Annotated in this window: 25 protein-coding genes; 10 read left to right on the top strand and 15 right to left on the bottom strand. The window is 41.8% G+C overall.

The genetic code is table 11. The features are described 5' to 3' along the window. Positions 1-44: 44 nt before the first annotated feature. From V7083_RS00350 to V7083_RS00335, 4 genes are all read right to left on the bottom strand, one after another. A complete protein-coding gene (locus tag V7083_RS00350; RefSeq protein ID WP_335474185.1) occupies positions 45-266 on the bottom strand; it encodes a hypothetical protein in 222 nt (73 codons plus the stop codon). Between the two features lie 98 nt (positions 267-364). Further along, the gene (locus V7083_RS00345) at positions 365-874 is read right to left on the bottom strand and encodes a YwgA family protein (RefSeq protein WP_335474183.1); all 510 of its coding nucleotides are present in this window, start codon (positions 872-874) and stop codon (positions 365-367) included. A 32-nt stretch (positions 875-906) separates the two neighbouring features. Then, positions 907-2,205 (bottom strand): HD domain-containing protein, encoded by a 1,299-nt coding sequence (locus V7083_RS00340; RefSeq protein WP_335474181.1) that lies wholly within the window; start codon positions 2,203-2,205, stop codon positions 907-909. Between the two features lie 356 nt (positions 2,206-2,561). Next, positions 2,562-2,783, bottom strand: a complete 222-nt coding sequence (locus V7083_RS00335; protein ID WP_335474179.1) for a DUF1450 domain-containing protein — start codon at positions 2,781-2,783, stop codon at positions 2,562-2,564. Positions 2,784-3,234: 451 nt separating this feature from the next. Here V7083_RS00335 and V7083_RS00330 point away from each other — a divergent pair, with 451 nt between their 5' ends. Then, complete coding sequence (locus V7083_RS00330) at positions 3,235-3,981, top strand: RsfA family transcriptional regulator (protein WP_335474177.1); 747 nt, start codon at positions 3,235-3,237, stop codon at positions 3,979-3,981. Positions 3,982-4,051: 70 nt separating this feature from the next. On the opposite strand, the gene V7083_RS00325 is transcribed toward V7083_RS00330, so the two are convergent. Then, the gene (locus V7083_RS00325; protein WP_335474175.1) at positions 4,052-4,882 is read right to left on the bottom strand and encodes a lipoate--protein ligase family protein; all 831 of its coding nucleotides are present in this window, start codon (positions 4,880-4,882) and stop codon (positions 4,052-4,054) included. A 280-nt stretch (positions 4,883-5,162) separates the two neighbouring features. Further along, a complete protein-coding gene (gene pta / locus V7083_RS00320; protein WP_335474173.1) occupies positions 5,163-6,131 on the bottom strand; it encodes a phosphate acetyltransferase in 969 nt (322 codons plus the stop codon). A 257-nt stretch (positions 6,132-6,388) separates the two neighbouring features. Here pta and hemQ point away from each other — a divergent pair, with 257 nt between their 5' ends. Both hemQ and gerQ read left to right on the top strand, forming a co-directional pair. After that, positions 6,389-7,138, top strand: a complete 750-nt coding sequence (hemQ, locus tag V7083_RS00315; protein WP_335474171.1) for a hydrogen peroxide-dependent heme synthase — start codon at positions 6,389-6,391, stop codon at positions 7,136-7,138. A gap of 222 nt (positions 7,139-7,360) precedes the next feature. Next, positions 7,361-7,837 (top strand): spore coat protein GerQ, encoded by a 477-nt coding sequence (gene gerQ, locus V7083_RS00310; RefSeq protein ID WP_335474169.1) that lies wholly within the window; start codon positions 7,361-7,363, stop codon positions 7,835-7,837. 80 nt (positions 7,838-7,917) lie between these two features. Here gerQ and V7083_RS00305 read toward each other — a convergent pair whose 3' ends face one another. The 8 genes from V7083_RS00305 to V7083_RS00270 form a co-directional block, all read right to left on the bottom strand. After that, on the bottom strand, positions 7,918-8,289 hold the full coding sequence (locus V7083_RS00305) for a DUF423 domain-containing protein (protein ID WP_335474167.1): 372 nt from the start codon (positions 8,287-8,289) through the stop codon (positions 7,918-7,920). 18 nt (positions 8,290-8,307) lie between these two features. Further along, positions 8,308-8,610 carry a YwdI family protein gene (locus V7083_RS00300; protein ID WP_335474165.1) on the bottom strand — a complete coding sequence of 101 codons (303 nt, stop codon included), beginning with the start codon at positions 8,608-8,610 and terminating at the stop codon, positions 8,308-8,310. Between the two features lie 280 nt (positions 8,611-8,890). Continuing rightward, entirely contained in the window at positions 8,891-9,910 is a 1,020-nt protein-coding gene (locus V7083_RS00295) for a thiazole biosynthesis adenylyltransferase ThiF (protein ID WP_335474163.1), read from the bottom strand. A 53-nt stretch (positions 9,911-9,963) separates the two neighbouring features. Continuing rightward, a complete protein-coding gene (gene moaD, locus V7083_RS00290; RefSeq protein WP_335474161.1) occupies positions 9,964-10,197 on the bottom strand; it encodes a molybdopterin converting factor subunit 1 in 234 nt (77 codons plus the stop codon). Beyond that, positions 10,190-10,657, bottom strand: coding sequence for a molybdenum cofactor biosynthesis protein MoaE (locus tag V7083_RS00285; RefSeq protein WP_335474159.1), 468 nt, complete (start codon positions 10,655-10,657; stop codon positions 10,190-10,192). The genes moaD and V7083_RS00285 overlap by 8 nt, the downstream gene beginning before the upstream one ends. A 5-nt stretch (positions 10,658-10,662) precedes the next feature. Then, positions 10,663-10,797, bottom strand: a complete 135-nt coding sequence (locus V7083_RS00280) for a hypothetical protein (RefSeq protein ID WP_335474158.1) — start codon at positions 10,795-10,797, stop codon at positions 10,663-10,665. 272 nt (positions 10,798-11,069) lie between these two features. Continuing rightward, positions 11,070-11,669: a molybdenum cofactor guanylyltransferase gene (mobA, locus tag V7083_RS00275; protein ID WP_335474157.1), complete on the bottom strand. Its 600-nt coding sequence runs from the start codon at positions 11,667-11,669 to the stop codon at positions 11,070-11,072. Positions 11,670-11,708: 39 nt separating this feature from the next. Further along, positions 11,709-11,963 (bottom strand): formate dehydrogenase accessory protein FdhE domain-containing protein, encoded by a 255-nt coding sequence (locus V7083_RS00270; RefSeq protein ID WP_335474155.1) that lies wholly within the window; start codon positions 11,961-11,963, stop codon positions 11,709-11,711. A gap of 336 nt (positions 11,964-12,299) precedes the next feature. Here V7083_RS00270 and pdxK point away from each other — a divergent pair, with 336 nt between their 5' ends. The 3 genes from pdxK (at position 12,300) to bshB2 (ending at position 14,479) form a co-directional block, all read left to right on the top strand. Next, positions 12,300-13,148: a pyridoxine/pyridoxal/pyridoxamine kinase gene (gene pdxK, locus V7083_RS00265; protein ID WP_335474153.1), complete on the top strand. Its 849-nt coding sequence runs from the start codon at positions 12,300-12,302 to the stop codon at positions 13,146-13,148. A 301-nt stretch (positions 13,149-13,449) separates the two neighbouring features. After that, entirely contained in the window at positions 13,450-13,797 is a 348-nt protein-coding gene (locus V7083_RS00260; protein ID WP_335474151.1) for a YojF family protein, read from the top strand. A 16-nt stretch (positions 13,798-13,813) separates the two neighbouring features. Further along, complete coding sequence (gene bshB2, locus V7083_RS00255; protein ID WP_335474149.1) at positions 13,814-14,479, top strand: bacillithiol biosynthesis deacetylase BshB2; 666 nt, start codon at positions 13,814-13,816, stop codon at positions 14,477-14,479. 44 nt (positions 14,480-14,523) lie between these two features. On the opposite strand, the gene V7083_RS00250 is transcribed toward bshB2, so the two are convergent. Beyond that, positions 14,524-15,252, bottom strand: coding sequence for a Crp/Fnr family transcriptional regulator (locus V7083_RS00250; RefSeq protein ID WP_335474147.1), 729 nt, complete (start codon positions 15,250-15,252; stop codon positions 14,524-14,526). Positions 15,253-15,508: 256 nt separating this feature from the next. On the opposite strand from V7083_RS00250, the gene V7083_RS00245 reads away from it, so the two are divergent. From V7083_RS00245 to nosD, 4 genes are all read left to right on the top strand, one after another. Continuing rightward, positions 15,509-15,958 (top strand): cytochrome C, encoded by a 450-nt coding sequence (locus V7083_RS00245; RefSeq protein WP_335474145.1) that lies wholly within the window; start codon positions 15,509-15,511, stop codon positions 15,956-15,958. 17 nt (positions 15,959-15,975) lie between these two features. Continuing rightward, on the top strand, positions 15,976-17,844 hold the full coding sequence (nosZ, locus tag V7083_RS00240) for a Sec-dependent nitrous-oxide reductase (protein WP_335474143.1): 1,869 nt from the start codon (positions 15,976-15,978) through the stop codon (positions 17,842-17,844). Positions 17,845-17,970: 126 nt separating this feature from the next. Then, a complete protein-coding gene (locus V7083_RS00235) occupies positions 17,971-18,543 on the top strand; it encodes a hypothetical protein (protein ID WP_335474141.1) in 573 nt (190 codons plus the stop codon). Continuing rightward, entirely contained in the window at positions 18,540-19,880 is a 1,341-nt protein-coding gene (gene nosD, locus V7083_RS00230; protein ID WP_335474139.1) for a nitrous oxide reductase family maturation protein NosD, read from the top strand. The genes V7083_RS00235 and nosD overlap by 4 nt, the downstream gene beginning before the upstream one ends. Positions 19,881-19,980: the final 100 nt, after the last annotated feature.

Below are 19,980 nucleotides of genomic sequence, written 5' to 3'. Positions count from 1 at the left end.
CATAAAAAAAGTGTGAAATCGGGGAAGGTTTCACACTTTTTATTTTATAGTTTTAGGTCGTTGTTTTTGTTTTCGATGGTCATCTTTTCAAGTTCGAGGCGCATTTTTTCGGTTTCGATCAGATAGTTTTCGTGTTTGAGTTTTTCGAGTTCCAATTGGTCCTTAAGCATTTCCTGTTTCAATTTAGTTTGTTTTTGGAGATGCCCCGTTAAAATGGCTACAATAGGAATTCCAAAAACCATGATTACCGTTATGGTTCCAGTCATGATAAAAGCCCCCTAAAATACATAAATTTCCCTTCAAGTGAAATCATACCAAATTTCTAGGAAAAGTTGTATCTATCAGGAGCTTCTTTCTACACTTTTTATGATTGTCTTGCCTTTGTTTTCAAAGTTTCAATGTAGTCGTAGGCTTCTTCGATTTCAGCTTCCGTATACCGCTGGCTGCTTTTAAGAGTGAACACTTTGTTGGTGACTTCCTCTTTTGAGAGGTTATCAAAATATAAAACCGTAGACACTAGCTCAAGGAATCTAGCATTTTGCTCATTCATATCAACAAGGCAATCTTCCAAACATGGCATTTCAACCTCATTTAAGCTTAGAAATTCTTTGCCCGTATCTGTTAACGTGTAGCGATACTGAAAATAACCGCCCTTTTTTTCCTTTACCTCATTAAGAAATCCCATATTGCAAAGCTCTTCCACCCGCGTTGTTAATTCCTCCGAGTAAGGGCCGTAAAAATGAAACTGGAATCGGTCCGAAAACGGGTAATCTATCTTTTTCGCAATGTATATCATCTTTTGCAGCTTTTTTCTTCCGATAATTTCACCGGAAACACTAATAGCCTGCATCAGCTTGGCATGATCTTTAAGCAATATTCGTCATCTCCTACTCCGTTTAAACCATTCTATATTTCTAAAAATTGGCGTATTTGCTTTTTAATATCTTGATCATCTAAGTCATCCTCAAGTAAATCAGCGGGATAATACAGCTTGTGATCCGTTCTTCTTTTTCCGGAAATCGCATCCACAATCTCTGATTCTCGGGAAAGTTCCTTCAATTCGCCATTTTTCATTAGTAAATGAATCGGCAAGCGCTCTTCTTCTTCGCCTGGACGGTAGAAGTCATACGGCAAATCAGATGAAGAATCGACAACTAAATAATATTCGGGATCCAGTCCTGCTTTTATAAAAAGAGAATTCAAATCTGCCAATTTTTTATACTCTTTTGCAGGATCAAATTCGGCATACTTAAATAAGTTCCGATTGACAAAGCGACGGCAAAGGTCACTTAATATCGAATCCTTCTCTTCCTGCCAAATTTGAAAATAAAACATAATGACAGATTCATCCAGTTTTAAGTAGGCATCCAAAGTTACCTGCTCGTGAAACAAGGAAGTAAAATGAATTGGCTCATACTTAAAAGAATAATTTTCCTTAAATAATTGCTTGGCCCGATGGAGGATTTTCGTCAAAATGACCTCCGCACTGCGGGAAACGGGATGAAAATAGACCTGCCAATACATTTGATAGCGGCTCATAATATAATCTTCAACCGCATGCATGCCGCTCTTTTTAATGACAACCTGTTCTTCCTTCGGCCGCATCACCCGCAGAATTCTCTCCATGTCAAAATGCCCATAACTCACCCCGGTAAAATAGGCGTCCCGCTGTAAATAATCCATTCTGTCTGCATCTATTTGACTGGAAATCAAGCTGACAACCAGCTTTTTTTCAGATGTTTTAGCAATAACCTCAGCTACCTTTTTCGGGAAATCAGGGCTCACCCTAGATAGCACCTTATTTACATCGGTATCTCCTAAAATAATCGCACGGGTAAAATCTTCATGGTCAAAATCAAATACTTTTTCGAAGGCATGGGAAAACGGTCCGTGCCCGAGATCATGCAGGAGTGCTGCACATAATGTAAGCAGACGGTCTTCATCATTCCACTCCGGTCTCCCGACAAATACATCATCAATAATTCGCCGGACAATTTCATATACCCCTAAAGAGTGGTGGAACCGACTATGCTCAGCCCCATGAAAGGTCAAAAAAGTAGTACCCAGCTGTTTGATGCGCCGTAAACGCTGAAACTCTTTCGTACCAATTAAATCCCAAATTGCCCTATCACGCACATGAACATAACGATGAACCGGATCCTTAAACACCTTCTCCTCACTTAGCTTTTCCACAGCATAAACCATTCGTCTCCCACATCCTTCACTCAAAACCAGCCGCACAAGTATAAATCAACTAAACTTATTCTTCTATTATATCCCAAATACTTACCAACTTCAGCAAAATTCCGCACTAGTTTTCGACAAAAGCTATGTGGGTCATCATTGGAAGCTAACTGGAGATATTTGGAGTATTTTAATGGACAATTTGGTGCCAGGCACCAAACGTGGACATTTGTCCTCCAGGGGTGGACAATAATGAAAATACATAATAAAACGGAAATGTCCATCCCAGGCGGACAAAACGCTATTTTGTCTTTTTGTGGTGACAGGCACCCATTTCCAGAAAAAAGAAAATCACCTTCATTGATTAATCAAGGTGATTATTTGAGTTTTTTATTTACTTTTTCTAGTAGTTCGTCTTCGGTCAGGGCAGCGACGGGGCGGTTGTTGACGAAGGCGAAGGTTTTTTTGCGGCCCGGGCCACAGTAAGATTGGCAGCCGATTTTAATTTCGGCGTTGGGGTCGGCTTCTTTTAAACGAGGGATTAATGTCTTGAGGTTTACGGCCTGGCAATCGTCGCAAACACGGAATTCATTTGACATTGTTTTACACCCCTTTCTTCAGTCAATCTATAAATAGTAGTTTACCCAACTATTATCTAAGTTTTTCACGTTTCAATACGATCTTTTTACTATGATTCCTTAAGGAAAAGTAAATTCGTCCAAGCTTTAGCTCCTAACGTATTTTACAGTTTCTTTCTTTTGAATGCAAGCCGCATTCCTTAGCAATCTTTAGTAAACCAGCTTAATAATGTCATCCTCTTATTAGAAAACTCGCCAATTGGCGGGCATTTAGGTGAAGACTAAAGGCGTATTTGCGCTTTACTCCTAAAAGGAAACGGTATTTTTTCATATCGGCCCAAAAAAATCTATTATCCTTTTAACCATTTTGGTATAAACCTTGAAAAACTTGTCCATCATAAGACTAGAACTTTTAAATATTCGTCGGTTAAATCCAGACAATTCATTCGCAAAACGTAAGGGAGTTGAAAATATGAAAGTTCGTCAAGATGCATGGACAGATGAAAATGACCTGCTTTTGGCTGAAACTGTCCTGAGGCATGTAAGAGAAGGAAGTACCCAGCTAAATGCTTTTGAAGAAGTGGGGGATAAATTAAATCGGACCTCAGCCGCCTGTGGATTCAGATGGAACGCTGTCGTTCGCCATCGCTATGAAAAAGCTTTGGCCTTAGCTAAAAAGCAGCGTAAACAGAGACAAAGAATTCTAGGCAGAGAACAAAGCGGCAAGAAAAAGTTACTCTATAATCCACCTGTACCAACGATGACTATGACAGAAACACTGGATACGGCGCCGCTCCAGAGCGAGATGCAGCCTGAAACTACTGTTGAAATTCAAGACATGACAATAGAAATGGCTTCTGAATTGTATGTCAATCCCGTAGCTCACGGCTATACTCCGGCACCGTCTGCCCTAACCATGGATACAGTTATTACATTCTTGGAAAACTTTAAACATTCCAATCTGCAAAATGATGTATTAAAAATTGAGAATGAAAGATTGAAACGCGAGCTCACTGATTTGAAAAAGCAAAATGAAGAATTAAGTGCAAAAGTGAAGCATCTCGAGGAAAACTCCGAAACCATGCAGGAGGATTACGAGACCTTAATGAAGATCATGAACCGCGCTCGCAAGCTTGTTCTTTTTGAAGAAGAGGAAGAAAGACCCGCAACCACTTTTAAAATGGATCGGAATGGAAACTTAGAAAGGGTTGCCGAGTAACTTTCGGGAGAAGAGACCAACAGCAGCATCTTAATCGAAGCCGCAAACCAAAAAAAGGGTTTACGGCTTTTTATATGGCCAAAATCTTTTCATTTCGCTCTGCAATTCTTTGGTAATAACCAGGTAAAAGCCCCAGTTCTACCTCATTTAATCCCCCAGAGAATAGAGTATCACTTGCTTTTTTCAACTCCGTTAACAATCGAAACATGCAATCACCAATGGTTAAGTCGACATCTAACAACTCTGAAAGAGAGGCCATCACTTCCGGGACAATGTCCGGTACAAAAAACTTCGTCGAAGCATCTTGTTTAGCCAATCGATAAAAATCCTTAACAAGCTCAGCCCTCTGGCTGCCACTGCCATTCACGCACAGATATATCTGAACAGCGACTCCTTTTCTAATTCTCCGCTGCGAAATACCAGCAAACTTTTTCCCATCAATACTGAGGTCATAACTCCCCGGGCAGTAAGAGCCGACAATTTCCTTGGCTTCAATCTGCTGCGGAAAATCAGCAAACATTCGTTGAATCAGCCTCCACATTGCTTCATAGCCACGATCAATATCGATGCCTTTTTCAGCTTCTGGGAAAATCAACGAGATATTGAGGACCCCTTCATCAAGGACAACCGACAGTCCTCCGGAATTCCGTACAATAGACTGATAGCCTTGCTCTTTCAAAAACCGAACACCTTCCTGCAAGAATGGCAGTTTTGTATCCTGAATGCCTAATACAATCGTGTTATGGTGGACCCAAGTACGTGCTGTTGCCGGAGCTTGCCCTGATCCAATAGAAGCACAAAGAGTATCATCCATTCCAAAAGACTGCAATGCTGGAAATTGAGGCCCAACAGCTGACTGGTCGATGATCCGCCACTGGGGCTGGTATAGTAAACCGTCCATTATTGTAAACTCCTTTATAGTTGATGGGCTTATTTTATCAAAAAAGGGCGGGATGAAACAGGTGGGACCCAACGGGCCGAGGTGGAAATTCAACAATTTTTTGGAGGAATTCTACAAAAATCTGCGAGGATCCCACAAACCTTTGGAGTATTTCTACAAAATTAAGTCGATTTCTACAAACATTCACGAGAATTCAACAAAAATCTCAAGGAATTCAACCATTTGCCCCTAAAATAAGCCGGCCCACCCAAATCGTGAACCGGCCCTCTCTTCTAAAAAATTACAACCCTTGTGCCGCCGTAATGAGCGCCAGCTTATAAACATCCTCTTCATTACAACCGCGGGAAAGATCATTCACCGGACGGTTTAGCCCTTGGAGAATTGGACCAACTGCTTCAAATCCTCCTAAGCGCTGGGCAATTTTGTAACCGATATTACCCGCTTCAAGGCTTGGGAAAATAAATACATTGGCGTCACCCTGTATAACAGAACCAGGTGCCTTGCTTTTTGCAACAGATGGAACGAACGCTGCATCAAATTGGAATTCTCCATCTAACACAACGGATGGATTACGGCGTTTTGCCTCCGCAACTGCAGCAACTACCCGTTCTGTTTCCTCTGATTTTGCTGAACCCTTAGTAGAAAAGCTCAACATCGCCACACGTGGGTCAATATCAAACATTTCCGCTGTCTTCGCACTTTCCAAAGCAATCTCAGCTAAATCCATACTGTCAGGTGCAATATTGATGGCACAATCAGCAAACACATACTTTTCCTCGCCGCGAACCATGATAAACACACCGGAAGTCTTTTTAATGCCCTCTTTTGTCTTAATGATTTGTAGTGCTGGGCGAACCGTATCCGCTGTAGAATGAGTGGCTCCGCTCACCAGGCCATTCGCTTTATTCACATGAACCAACATGGTTCCAAAATAGTTTTCATCCTTTAAAATCTTACGGGCATCTTCTTCAGTGGCTTTTCCTTTGCGACGTTCCACAAAAGAAGCGACCAACTCGTCCAATCCTACGTAGTTTTCAGGATCATATATTTCAACTGACTCCAAAGAAACACCGAGTTCACTTGCTTTCGCCTGCACCCGGTCGATATTGCCAATCAGGATTGGGGTCATTAGTTTTTCTGCGGCCAATCGCCCAACCGCTTTTAATATCCGTTCATCCATGCTTTCAGGAAAAACAATTTTCAAATCGCGGCCTGCGACCTTTTTCTTTAATCCTTCAAATAAATCCACGACAAATCCTCCCTAAATAAATACTCCTCTTCAAGCGTACTTTACCAGAATAAAATTTCAAGCATATTTCCTCACAGATAACGTTTTCATTAAAAAGTTTTTGTTTTCAAAAAACTTTTGCTCCATTTTTTACTATGTACACCTTTTTCAAAAATTATCCACCCTTCGTTTCAAGGGTTTATTCGGGCATTCGTTGGTCAAACTATGATATAGTAAATATTGTTATTAAGAAGAATGATTATTTAGGAGTGATTATAATGAGCGAAGCAGCCCAAACGCTTGATGGCTGGTACTGCCTCCATGATTTCCGAACCGTTGACTGGACAACTTGGAAAATGCTTCCTGAAGAAGAACGCCAGGCAGCCATTAACGAGTTTTTAGGACTCATTGAAAAATGGAATACCACTCAGTTACATAATGAAGGCAGTCATGCATTATATACAATCGTTGGTCAAAAAGCCGATTTCATGATGATGATTCTGCGGCCAACCATGGAAGAATTAAATGAAATTGAGACAGAGTTTAATAAAACAAAATTGGCAGAATTCACTGTCCCTGCCCATTCCTATGTATCCGTTGTGGAACTAAGCAATTACTTACCATCTGATTCTAATGAGGATCCCTACCAAAACCCTTATGTTCGCGGACGTCTGTATCCCATTCTGCCAAAAGCGAAACATGTGTGCTTCTACCCGATGGACAAGCGCCGTCAGGGCAATGACAACTGGTATATGCTCCCAATGGAGGATCGCCGCCATTTAATGCGCAGTCATGGCATGATCGGTCGCAACTATGCCGGCAAGGTTAAACAAATCATTACCGGTTCCGTTGGCTTTGATGATTATGAGTGGGGCGTAACCCTTTTTGCCGATGATGTCCTGCAATTTAAGAAGCTTGTTTATGAAATGCGTTTTGATGAAGTAAGTGCCCGTTACGGGGAATTTGGTTCTTTCTTTGTAGGTAATATTTTAGAGGAAGATCGTATCAATAGCTTCCTGCATCTGTAATTTTTTCAAAAAGGTTCTCAGGTTACTGGGAACTTTTTTCTTTTTCCCCTAGGCCATAAAGTCATATCTTGGTACTTCCCTTCATACTATTAAAACAGCGAATCTTTGAAAAATTGCATTCTCCCTATCAGAGATTCCTTCCCCTAAAAGGAACACTTTGGGGCATAAGGAGTATGAATAGAATGTTGGCCACTGATTTAGTCATTTTTAGGAGGGAAAAAGATGAACCAATATTACAATCCACAAGGGTTTCAGCCGTATACTGGTGCGGCAGGGCAACAGGGCGCCCAGCCAATTGCCGGCGGGGGGCAAATGTTTCCGACCCAAACTGGCTATCCACAACCATTACCGCCAGCAGGGACAGGGGCTGTTCTACAACCACCTAGTACTGGGGGAAGCCAAGTTCCAGGCATGCTACCACTTGAGCAGTCATACATCGAAAATATTTTACGATTAAATAAGGGAAAACTCGTATCTGTATTTGCCACCTTTGAAGGCAACAATCAATGGAATGCCAAAGAGTTCAAAGGAATTATTGAAGCAGCAGGTAGAGATCACGTCATCCTAAGCGATCCGCAGGTAGGTACCCGTTACCTCATCCCAATGGTCGCGGTTGACTACATTACCTTTGCAGAAGAAATCGAATATGAATACCCGTTTGGGGCTGGTGCGGGATTATCAACCTTCCCTGCGCGTTAAACGGAACCTAAACACCAATTGATGGCCAATTGGTGTTTGTTTTTTTATGAAAAAAAGCATCGGAATCACATCCAATGCTTTTAAAAATTCTTCACGGCTCCAACGATCATCAAAATCCAAGCTGCCAAGAAGCAAACGCCGCCGATTGGCGTAATCGCACCCAAGGGACCGATTTTCGTTAAGCTCAGCACATACAAGCTTCCGCTAAATAAAATGATTCCGATCAACATTAGCCAGCCGGACCAACTAAATAAGGCACTCGTGGCCGCTTTACCTAGCAATATCCCAATGACCAGAAGTCCTGTTGCATGAAACATTTGATAGGTGACACCGGTTTTCCAAATCTCCAAATAATGAGCATCCAGTTTGTCCTTTAACCCATGAGCACCGAATGCACCAAGTGCTACCGCCAAAAAGGCATTGATTGCTCCCATCACAATAAATGTTTTCATTTTCCTCTTTCCCCCTTTTTAAAAATCAAACAATGAATCTCCGTTTGCCCCGTCCTCTAATTCTAATTTTTTCCCCTGCTGCATAGTTGTTGGCTTCTGGAAAGCGGGTTGGGCGACCCCTGGCTGCTGATAAACCGGCTGTTGCACAATTGGTTTAACGAGTTTCTCTCTGGACACCGGTTGATCATCCAATAATAATTCGCATAGTATTTTAATAGAATAAATCCGCTCCCGCAGGCCTTCGTCCGTTTGCGCTTTTTGGGCTTGCTGAATTTCTTCTTCCATTTTCGATAATAGTTTTTGGATTGAAATATTCACCATAGGATCCCTCTCTGTTTCCGTCTCGTCTCCATTCTACATGAGTATGGACGTTTTTTCGAAAAATTAGTCTCAGAAGGCTGCCAATCGACAACCTTTTCCATGTTCCACGTGAAACATGTCGATTTTTTCCACCTAAAAAAATTGCCCTGATTTAAACTCCAGGCCCTTCCTTATCCGTGAGCAGCCCTGTGGGTCCTCCCTCTCCCATCAACGCATCCAAAACCAACAGTATCCTTTAACTTAGCTCAAAAATAAAAACCCGTACCCATAAGGATACGAGTTATCCCATAATCCGCTGATAGACCGCTTTGGCATGGGTTAAGTCTTTTGTTCCATGAATCAACGCACGGCCATCTTGAAAAATTACCATCCGTTCTTCTCCCAGTTCTACCGAAATTAAATAGGGATTGCCTTTCACGGAATAGCCCAGTGTGCTCAACTGCCCAGCTAGCTTTTCTAAGGAAATTTCTCCTGAGATGGACGGTCGGATTTGCACGGTATCACGGCCGCACAGGACAGTGGTTTTCGTCCTATTTTCATGGTAAAGATACGGGTAGGTTCGTTCCTCACCGCATGATAAACAGCCGGCATATTTCGCCTTCGACATTTTCAAACTAGTATATTGGTTTCTCCAAAGATCAAAGCTGACAAATGAGGTCCGAACTGCATCCCAATCCTCGACTAGCATTTTCAAAGTCTCTGACGTCTGGTGGGCTATAACCATTTGCACAATGGGGGAGATAATTCCTCCTGTATCACAGGTCATTCCCTGTAATGGAATCGTGCGCAACAGGCAATTTAAACAGGGGGTTCTCCCAGGAATAATAGAAAAACTCATTCCATAGCTGCCCACACAAGCCCCATAGATCCATGGCACATTATATTTTTGTGAAACATCGTTCATGGCCATCCGCGTTTCAAAGTTATCGGTGGCATCGATCATCACATCGACGTCTTGGATCAACTCTTCTAATATCTCTGGAGTGGCATCTCCGATGATCGACCGTACTTCAACATCGGAATTGATTTCTCTTAGTCGCCTTTCCGCGGCGGCCGCCTTTGGAAGTCTTTCCGCTACATCGGCCTCCGTATAAAGTTGCTGACGCTGGAGGTTGCTGGCTTCCACATAATCGCGGTCCACGACGGTGATCTTGCCAACACCGGCTCGAGTGAGAATCTCTGCATTCCCGGACCCCAAAGCCCCTGCCCCAATAATCAGTACATGCTTGTTGCAAATCTTGGCTTGTCCTTCTTTTCCAATCCCCGGAAATAGAACCTGCCGTGAATACCGTTCGTCCATCTATCTTTCCCCTTTCGAAAGAAAGCCCGCCTTTTTGGCGAGCCATCAGGGTATCATCCACCACTTACTGGAGGAATAAACGCAATTTCATCCCCCTCACGAATGACTTCATCATTAGAGGCAAATTCCTCATTGATGGCAGTCATGACGGTTTCCAACCGAGATAGATGGTATTTTTCCATTAATTCAGCCTTTAACTGGGCAACCGTTTTTCCAACAGCATCCATTTGTAAAAAATCTTCTCCGATAGCATCTCGCAAATGGGCAAAAAAGAGTACCTTATTCATGTAAATCATCCTCCTCCGGCTTGCCGCTTGGGTATGAAACAGTCTCAAGCTGATTGCCGACCCATTCCTCGCCGTCCTCCCAATGCTCCTTTTTCCAAATAGGAACGATTTCTTTAATACGTTCAATTGCATAACGGTTTGCCTCATAGGCATCAGCGCGGTGCGGCGTGGATACAGCAATAACGACAGCCACATCGGTAATATCGAGGCGGCCCACACGATGGGTAATGGCGACTTTAGATCCCGCCCAGCGTTCTTCCATTTCCGCACCAATTTGGGCAAGCTTTTTCACGGCCATTGCTTCATACGCCTCATAAATTAAAAACAAGGTCTTTTTTCCATAGGTTAGTTCCCGTACGGTCCCAATGAAAGTCGTAATCGCGCCCGCTTCCCGTTGGATCACTTTATCAATCACCGATTGAATATCAATCGGTTCCTTCGATATTTCGTAGAAATTCAATTATTTCACCTCTTCCATGTTGTAACTGTCAACGAATACCTAGCTAGCCGTGGTTTTAGCACTTTGGTTCCGGATACTCCACGACCTTGATCGCCGCCGATAGTTTCTACCCGCTCCTTGAAGGAATCGGATGAACTCAATTAACAACCTGCCCTGATCACTCAAAATAGAACCACATCTTGATCCACTATTATTCTTTTTACATATGAAATATTATATTGCTTTGTATACGGATCAAGCAAATAATTCCTGTTACATGAACCTCATCTATTTTAATTGCCATAATGCCGGCCATACTGGTTCTGTTCCGCTGGGACGATGAATCGTCTCAGCAATGTATGTTCTATTCAATTAAATCAAACGTTTCTTCAACTTTCATTACTGTGAAAAATCGCATGTTACCTCATATCCACTAACGGCCTTCTTTAGCCCATTTTTTTGCATCCTCGTATTCATTTGGGTGATTCATATTGAAAAAAACCCGTTCCAGATCGAATTGCTTAAAGACGGATAACTCATTTTCTGTTAAATATAACACGTTTAGACGGTCTAAAAGTTGTTTCATCCGTAAATTTCCTGCTTCAATGCAGGTGGCTGCCACTTTAGCTGAAGACTTCTTAAAAACAGCAAATAAGGGGTGCTGTATCCCGTTAATGACAGGTATGACGGCATCATACTCACCAATCATGCAGACAAGTTCCCGAGCAAGTTCACCTGAAACAAAGGGCATATCACAGGCAACCATCAGATTGACATCATATTCTGAAGCCAGTAAGCCGGCATGCAGCCCAGCAAGCGGCCCCATCCCCGGGTAATGATCCTCAGTCATTTTAATTCCTAAAAATTCATAAGCCTTAGGATCGTTTGTTACGAGAACCAGATCGTCAAAGTGAGGACCCATGCTATCTCGAATTCTTTCGATATTTGTTTTTTCGTTTATGGGTAATAAGGCTTTATTTGTCCCCATTCTGCTAGATTGACCACCGGATAATATTATTGCTGCTGCTTTCATAAGCACCTCTTAATTGAGCAATTTTTTCTCGTTTACTGCTTAATATCCATTTTCTTGGGCCACAAAATCCAAATGGTTGGACTTTATATCAAACATAGCCGCGGATGGTTTTTCAATGTATTGTCTAGTATCAATCATTTTAATATAGCCGTTCCACTCATCGCAAACCTGTATTTGTAAGACGGCATCCCCTTCAATCGTACTATATTGAAATTTTTCATGATTGTCATTGCCACAATGGGAGCATTCGGCACGTTTGGCATGCCAAACGGAAATGCAGCGTGGGCGGTGCATGATTTCTTACCATAATCGTAATTTCTTACTTACGAAGTGTAAGTAATATTTATCACAAATTCCCATGAACAACTTAAAAACAATGTCTTAATCACCTATTTGTCATCACTCTCTCAATCCTTACTAAGTGTCCGTCTAGGGTGGACAAAATGGGGTTTTGTCCACGAGCGGTGCCTGTCACCCATTGTATCACCCATTGTGTAGCCATTACGTCATCATCAAATGAACACAGGAAGAATTTTGCCGATAATTGCTGATTAATGTTAATTTAACCTAAATGATTTATAATAGGAAGGTGTGTTATTTGATGTTTAGTTGTTAAAGGAGGAGTACCTAATGACGATTAGGAAGGCTATGACGATCGCAGGTTCGGATACGAGTGGAGGTGCTGGACTTCAAGCAGATTTGAAGACGTTTCAGGAGCTTGGTGTTTATGGAATGACGGCACTTACTTGTATTGTGACGATGGATCCGAAGAATCATTGGCATCATAATGTGTTTCCAATTGATGTGGCGATTCTAGAAAAGCAATTGGAGACGATTCTTTCAGTAGGAATCGATGCCATGAAAACTGGAATGTTGGGAACTGTTGAAATCATTGAGTTAGCTGCTAAAAAAATGGATGAGCACCAATTACAGCGTGTGGTCATCGACCCTGTTATGGTATGTAAAGGCGAAGATGAAGTGTTGAATCCAGAAACAGCTGATGCGATGGGTGAGCTTCTATTGCCACGCGCTTTGGTTGTTACTCCAAACCTTTTTGAAGCTGGCCAGCTTGCAGGTATGAAAACTCCTCATTCCCTGGATGAAATGAAGGATGCCGCTGTTAAAATTTTCGACCGCGGAGCAAAAAATGTCCTCATCAAAGGTGGCAGCAAGCTTCAAACAGAAGAAAAATCCATTGATCTCCTTTATGATGGAAGAGACTTCACTGTTTTTGAATCAGATAAAATCAACACCCTCTTCACACACGGTGCCGGTTGTACCAACTCATCAGCGATTACGGCTGAACTTGCTAAAGGAAAATCGGTTTTCGAAGCAGTAGAAACTTCAAAGGCATTTGTTTCTGCAGCAATCCAACAAGGATTCCGTCTAAATCAATACGTTGGACCTACCTGGCATGGCGCCTATCGCGGCACAGCTGGAACCAGTAAAACGGAGTATTGCGAAGATTGTGGTGAATAAATGAAAGACTAGAAGAGCCGATGAAATCGGCTCTTTTTTTTATATATACGCTAAAAATTTTCTGCCCTTAAGTCGGTTACTTGCGTTCATCCAGCTCTTACTTGCGTTAGAGAGTATTTTATTTGTATAAATCATATTTCCTTGCGAAAAACACAGATTTACTTGCAAAACACCATTCACCCCCATTACCAAGCATTCATTTCGCTTTTTCTTACTAATTTTAGTATGATAGTAACAATATTAACTAACATTATTCTGTAGATAAATCCAAACCGATACTATTGGGAAAGGAGGCCCCGCAATGGAGTCAGTTCATATCCAAAAAGTTCAGGAAGCGATCAACAACTTTGCAAACAAGGATGTCTTTCTTCATTTGGAGACTACAAACGGTGCGTATGCATCTCATATTGATCAGAAATTCTTTTCTGCCGGAGCCTATATCCGCAATGCCCTTGTCCAATATGAACATGGGAAAATAACCGGAAACGGCCCTTTTCGTGTTGGATTAAAAATCAACCTTGGCTGGGTCTATGCTGAAGGGATTACCCACTACGAAATCGATGAACAAGGTCGCTTACTTCTTGCTGGCCACGATTATACTGGAAAACTGGCGGTAGCATTGGAGATCAGCACCACGCCATTTGAATAAGAAAGGAGAGGGTACCATGGAAAAAGAACGTCATGTCCTGGTTGTCTTCCCACACCCCGACGATGAAGCCTTTGGCGTATCCGGAACGATTGCCACTCACGTTAAGAACGGAAGTCCAGTTACCTACGCCTGCTTAACATTAGGAGAAATGGGAAGAAATTTAGGGAATCCTCCATTTACCAATAGAGAAGATCTTCCGAAAATCAGAAAAAAGGAATTACAAGATGCTGTTAATGTATTAGGCATTCAGGACTTACGCATGCTTGGGTACCGTGATAAGACCATTGAGTTTGAGGATGATGAAAAATTAGCAAACCACTTGTTATCCATTATCCAAGAAATAAACCCTTCACTTATTATCACATTTTACCCGGGATATGCTGTACACCCTGACCACGATGCTACCGGTGCAGCCGTCATTCGTGCTGTTGGAAAACTTCCAGCTGCCGCACGGCCTAAATTACACTGTGTTGCTTTTTCCAATGACTGTGTGGAAAAACTTGGGGAAGCAGACATTATCAACGAAATTAGTAACGTAGCCCATATCAAATTGGCGGCCATTAAAGCGCACCGTTCCCAGACAGAACTAACGTTTAAAGATATGGAAGAAAAACTGAAAAATCAAGATCCGCAAGTTATGGCCCGAATCAATTTTGAACGATTCTGGACATACAAATGGTAAAATAGTGGCCCTGCAGCATCGTTAGCTGCAGGGCCATTTCATTTTTAATACCCCTTATGCTGCAGGGTACAAAATAAGCACCAATCCAAGATGATTATTTTTCGTGACTTCAATTCAATCATGTTATCTTTCTTTAACTTCGAAAACACCCGGCTGACACTCTCCCGTGAGGTGCCGACAACCGTGGCAAATTCCTGCACAGTCAATGGTATTTCAATTCCCCACCGCTTGCTATCCGCATTAAACTTACGACCCAGCCGTTCAAGGGTTTTGACTGATTTTGCATACACATCTAACAGAGCAACATCACGTAGTTGCGATGTCATTTCTCTCAAAGTATCACTCATATAATGAATCATTTGGACGGCCAATTCTGGGTATTGATAGAGATCCTGCTCAAGCCCCTGCTTATCCAAAAATGAAATCGTCCCATCCTCAAGCATAGTTCCAGTAGCCGGATAGGACTCCTTCCTATTAGTAAATAAACAGGCTTCAGCAAAAACATCCCCTGTTTGCTTCACACAAACAATGACCTCATTTCCACTTTCATCTTCTTTTGTGAGTTTAACCGACCCTGATTGTATAAAGTAGACACCACGCGCTACATCATCCTCAGACATAATGTGGTCCCCTTTTTTTAACTGAAACGTTTGAAGACGTTTTTCAATAAGTGTAAGTGACTTCTCCGACAAGTCTTTAAATATGACAATTTTCTTCAGTAATTCACCTTTTTGAAAAACCATTTCATTACCTTCTCGTAAAATCTGATTCAATTCCCACACCACCTTTTTAAAAGGAAAGTTCTACCTTTTCCCTTACCATCAATTGTAAACTCTCCTATTCCATTTAGTAGTGACGTGTTTCACAAAACGTTCATATTTTTCAAATGGGCATTATTCCTTGCTTTCAAGACCGACTTCACAAAACGTTCAAAAAGCCCGAATAAAAGTGTGCTCAACATCACAATTTTGTAAGAGCTTTCCAAATAGGATAAAAGTGTTCATTTGAATAAAAAGGAGGGGGACAAAATTGCAAAAAGCAATGATTAGCTTTGTTATTAGTGCTTTACTAGGATTTGGGGTTGGATACCTAGTATTTGGCGTCTTAATGGGCGACTCCGGTAATAAGTCGCAGGTGGCACAAACAGATACACCATTAGAGAAAACTACTAAAGAGGAAAGCAAGGATTCGACGGAGCCTGCCACGTCTTCAGCAGTAGCCGAAGATAACATTCTCAATAAAAGAGGGTGCCTTGGCTGCCACAGTGTAGATGCCCTCAATCTTAAAGGTGGTGCTGTTGGCCCGGATCTTTCACAAGCCTATGTGAACGTGGAAGGAAAACACGGCAAGCCCATTGAAGAATTTCTAAAACAGCCGACTTCAGCAGTTATGTCAGGAGTGATCGGCAAAAATCCACTAACCGATGAAGAACGCAAGCAAGTCCTCGATTTATTAAAACAAGCATCAGAGGCTAAATAATAAGGGTGGTGTATTGAATGAAAAAATGGATTCCGATCGCATCCGGTTTACTTGCCGGCTTTGTCGCGGCGACGATTTCTTTTGCGGACTTTTCATCAAGTTCAAATCATGATGTCGCTTCCGCAGGCAACAAGAGCAATGCGGAAAAAGTGTATGTGCCTTTTGGCAAAAAAGATGACTATTATTTATTCGCATCCGGCGGCCACTCCGGTCAAATGTTTATTTACGGTGTACCATCCATGCGGAAAATTAGAACGATTCCGGTATTCTCCCCTGACTCCGCAACAGGTTATGGCTTTGATGAAGAGACCAAAAAAATGATGGGCGGCTATACATGGGGTGACCTTCACCATCCGGCCTTCTCTGAAACAAACGGTGATTATGACGGGAAATGGATGTTTGCAACAGACGTCGGTAACAGCCGTGCAGCGGTTGTTGACCTCAAAACCTTTACAACCAAAGATATTATCAAGGTTCCAAACACTGCAGGGCCACACTGTGCAGCCTTTGTTACCGAAAATACCGAGTATATGTTCCTTCCTACCCGTTTCGCTGTTCCTCTAGGTCAAAAATATGAATCATTAGATGACTACAGTTCAAAGTATCGCGGAGTCATGTCAGCGGTAACTTTCGACGATCAAAAAGTAAAACTTAACGTTGCTTACCAGGTGGCCCTTCCACCTTGGTCCTATGACCTTTCAGATGCAGGTAAAAAGGGCTCTAAAGACTGGGCTGTTATGACTACTTATAATACAGAAGAAGCTACTACAACAATGGAAGTCAATGCATCACAGGCAGACCGTGACTACATCGTGCTATTTAATTGGAAAGAGCTTGCACAGATGGTCAAGGACGGTAAATATGAAGATGTAAACGGACAAAAAATGATTTTCCCTGAGAAACAAAAAGGCGGTATTTATTTAATTCCCGTTGCGAAATCACCGCACGGAGTTGACGTATCACCAGACGGCAAGTACTTTATCGCTTCCGGTAAGCTTGCGCCAGCTATGACCGTATTCTCTTTTGAAAAAGCATTTAAAGCTATTGAAAACAAACAATTCGCTGGTGAACGCAATGGTATTCCGATTTTAAAATATGAAAAAGTAATGGAAAGAGAAGTAAACCCAGAAAACGCACTCGGACCGCTTCATACACAATTTGATGACAAAGGCATGGCTTATACAACGATGTTTATTTCATCTGAAATTGTTAAGTGGGACCCTAAAACAGGTAAAACGTTAGACCGTGTTCCTGTTCAATATTCTCCAGGTCATTCTGTGGCTGCTGAAGGCGACACGGTGGCACCAGATGGAAAATGGCTTGTTGCCTTAAACAAAATTGCCAAGGACAGCTACTTATCCGTTGGACCTTCACACCCAGAATCCATGCAATTGATTGATATCAGCGGAAAGATGAAGGTTGTTCAATCGGCGCCGGTCGATCCGGAACCTCACTATGCCCAAATGATTAAGGCAGATAAAATTAAAACGATCAATGTCTATCCGAAGGATCCAAATAACAAGGATGCCGTTTATAAGCAAAGCGACACCAAAATTGTCCGAAAAGGAAACGAAGTCCATGTCTATGGTATTGCGATGCGTTCAAGATTTATCTTTGACCACACTGCAAAACGTCCTGACACGATTGAGGTTAACCAAGGAGATCATGTATTTATCCATTTAACCAATATTGACTTTGATGAAGATATTACCCACGGTTTTGCCATTAACGACTATGACTTAAACATGGAAGTTCAGCCTGGCCAAACAAACACAATGGAGCTCACTGCAGATAAAGCAGGAACATTCCCACTTTACTGTACGAATTTCTGCTCTGCACTGCATCAGGAAATGAACGGCTACTTCCTAGTAAAACCAAAGCAATAATACTCAAAGCTGCAGGGCCTTGGTCAGGCGCTGCAGCTAGACATGGCAATAAAGCGGGTATCAAGGGAATAATTGATACCCGCTTTGTTTTTAATTGAGGCTTTTAACATAAAAGGAGTGGTTCACTTGAATGATAGTAAAAATAAATTATCCGTTATTTCTTCCCTATTAATTGGCCTTTCTACGATTCTGATTGCAATCTCCATGTTTTTCCCTTGGTGGAAAATGGTATTTTATGCTCCTCAATATCCGGAAGGCTTAAATATCATCGTGTATCCAAATAAGCTGGAAGGGCAAATTGATATTATCAATGGGCTCAACCATTATATTGGGATGTCCAACTTCAGCGAAAAGAACTTTCCTGAACTTTCTTATCTAATCTACATTATTGGTGGTTTGGCATTGCTCACTCTTATGACAGCCATCCTCCGCAATAAAAAAGTTCTTTATGGATTAATTACGATTTTTGTTATTGGCGGTTTGGCCGGAGTATTGGATCTTCACTTTGCTTTAAAAAAATATGGATCCAATCTAAGCCCAAAAGCACCAATTAAAATTGATCCGTTTGTTCCGCCGATTGTAGGCGAAAATACGGTAGCAAACTTTATTACCCACAGCATCCTGGGCACAGGCACCTACTTTGTTATAGCGGCCTTTATTTTACTACTCATTCCGTTATGGAAGGATCGAAAAAAATGAAAAAAACGACGCTCCTGTTTCTAACATTTTCTCTTCTTTTTTTCATAAAACCTGAGAGAAATATGGCAGCCGAACATCTGCAAGCCAGGATCGACTCCATGAAACCGGGAGCGGTATTGAGGCTTGAAGATAAGTCTTATGAGGGCAATATCATCATCAAAAAACCGCTGACGCTAATTGGCTCCAAAAATACCGTGATTAAGGGTGACGGAACAGGGAATGTCATTTCCGTTAAAGCCACTAATGTGAAACTTTCGCATTTTACGGTGACGAATAGCAGCATGAACCGAAATTCCGCTGAAGAGTACGCTGCCATCAAGGTCTATACCAACAACAACGTAATCGAGCACATAAAAATCCGTCATTCCTTTCACGGTATTTATCTAAGTAAGGCCCATCATAATATAGTCCGTTATAACGAGATTATGGGGCTTGGCAAGGGAGAAATAGCAGCCCAAGGAAACGGAATACATGTTTTTTATGCTAAAGACAACCTTATTACCCACAATACGATTGACGGCACCCGCGACGGAATGTTCTTTGATTATGCCAACAAGAATAAAAGCTATGACAATCACATTAGCAATACCCGTTACGGGCTGCATTATATGTACTCCGACGGAAATATATTTAAACGCAATACCTTTACGATGAACACCGGCGGCGCAGCCGTCATGAATTCCAATAATCTTGAGCTTGAAGACAATCAATTTATCGTAAACTACGGAAACCAATCATTTGGTCTATTGCTTTTGCAGGCGAATGATAATCAAATCAAACACAATACATTCTATATGAATCAGCGCGGCTTATATATTGACCAAGCAACAAGAAATCTTATCCGCGATAACAAAATTATTCAGAATCAGATTGGCATCGAGCTATGGGCCAGTTCTAATGATCAAGTTTTTACGAGAAACCGAATTACTGAAAATACGATTCCTTCGGTGACCATTGGCGGTAAGGGTGAAGGCAATGCTTGGAGCAAAAACGGCAAGGGCAATGATTGGGGCAACGCCTTCCCTCTCACCGATTTAAATCAGGATGGCATCGGGGATTTTCCTATAGTCTATCATTCCTCTCTTCATCAACTGATTGAGGATCAGGAATTAACCAATTTATTTTTAAAAAGTCCAGCCATCCACATCTATGAAAAAATTAATGCTTCACAATCAGAAGATGAAGTGATGTTTAAGGATCCATATCCGCTAATGTCGGCTAAGGGCAACCACTCTTTGTTCTTATTTGCTGCATTGGTCGTGCTAACCGTGTTGATTTTAGTAAAGGGGAGACAGCCATTATGCACTATATTTGGAAGGAATGGAAAGAAAATATAAGAGGAAAAGGTCTTTGGCTCTCCTTAAGTATTATTGTTTTAATTTCCATTAGTATCTTGGTTCGTTCCGCTGCCCTTTCCTTTGATAAAGGCTTTTATAT

This window comes from Bacillus sp. JJ1764 (genome assembly GCF_036962145.1).
GTDB lineage: Bacteria > Bacillota > Bacilli > Bacillales > Cytobacillaceae > Neobacillus.
The sequence above is the reverse complement of the archived record's forward strand: the minus strand, read 5'-3'. Positions and strand labels throughout refer to the sequence as shown.

What these genes read in the sequence shown, in the direction of transcription:
- nosD (WP_335474139.1), top strand. Translation starts at nt 18,540, where the DNA reads ATGAAAAAAACGACGCTCCTGTTTCTAACATTTTCTCTTCTTTTTTTC.
- V7083_RS00340 (WP_335474181.1), bottom strand. Translation starts at nt 2,205, where the DNA reads ATGGTTTATGCTGTGGAAAAGCTAAGTGAGGAGAAGGTGTTTAAGGAT.
- pdxK (WP_335474153.1), top strand. Translation starts at nt 12,300, where the DNA reads ATGACGATTAGGAAGGCTATGACGATCGCAGGTTCGGATACGAGTGGA.
- V7083_RS00295 (WP_335474163.1), bottom strand. Translation starts at nt 9,910, where the DNA reads ATGGACGAACGGTATTCACGGCAGGTTCTATTTCCGGGGATTGGAAAA.
- V7083_RS00335 (WP_335474179.1), bottom strand. Translation starts at nt 2,783, where the DNA reads ATGTCAAATGAATTCCGTGTTTGCGACGATTGCCAGGCCGTAAACCTC.
- V7083_RS00270 (WP_335474155.1), bottom strand. Translation starts at nt 11,963, where the DNA reads ATGCACCGCCCACGCTGCATTTCCGTTTGGCATGCCAAACGTGCCGAA.
- bshB2 (WP_335474149.1), top strand. Translation starts at nt 13,814, where the DNA reads ATGGAAAAAGAACGTCATGTCCTGGTTGTCTTCCCACACCCCGACGAT.
- V7083_RS00330 (WP_335474177.1), top strand. Translation starts at nt 3,235, where the DNA reads ATGAAAGTTCGTCAAGATGCATGGACAGATGAAAATGACCTGCTTTTG.
- V7083_RS00300 (WP_335474165.1), bottom strand. Translation starts at nt 8,610, where the DNA reads ATGGTGAATATTTCAATCCAAAAACTATTATCGAAAATGGAAGAAGAA.
- hemQ (WP_335474171.1), top strand. Translation starts at nt 6,389, where the DNA reads ATGAGCGAAGCAGCCCAAACGCTTGATGGCTGGTACTGCCTCCATGAT.
- moaD (WP_335474161.1), bottom strand. Translation starts at nt 10,197, where the DNA reads ATGAATAAGGTACTCTTTTTTGCCCATTTGCGAGATGCTATCGGAGAA.
- V7083_RS00350 (WP_335474185.1), bottom strand. Translation starts at nt 266, where the DNA reads ATGACTGGAACCATAACGGTAATCATGGTTTTTGGAATTCCTATTGTA.
- V7083_RS00260 (WP_335474151.1), top strand. Translation starts at nt 13,450, where the DNA reads ATGGAGTCAGTTCATATCCAAAAAGTTCAGGAAGCGATCAACAACTTT.
- mobA (WP_335474157.1), bottom strand. Translation starts at nt 11,669, where the DNA reads ATGAAAGCAGCAGCAATAATATTATCCGGTGGTCAATCTAGCAGAATG.
- gerQ (WP_335474169.1), top strand. Translation starts at nt 7,361, where the DNA reads ATGAACCAATATTACAATCCACAAGGGTTTCAGCCGTATACTGGTGCG.
- V7083_RS00305 (WP_335474167.1), bottom strand. Translation starts at nt 8,289, where the DNA reads ATGAAAACATTTATTGTGATGGGAGCAATCAATGCCTTTTTGGCGGTA.
- nosZ (WP_335474143.1), top strand. Translation starts at nt 15,976, where the DNA reads ATGAAAAAATGGATTCCGATCGCATCCGGTTTACTTGCCGGCTTTGTC.
- V7083_RS00325 (WP_335474175.1), bottom strand. Translation starts at nt 4,882, where the DNA reads ATGGACGGTTTACTATACCAGCCCCAGTGGCGGATCATCGACCAGTCA.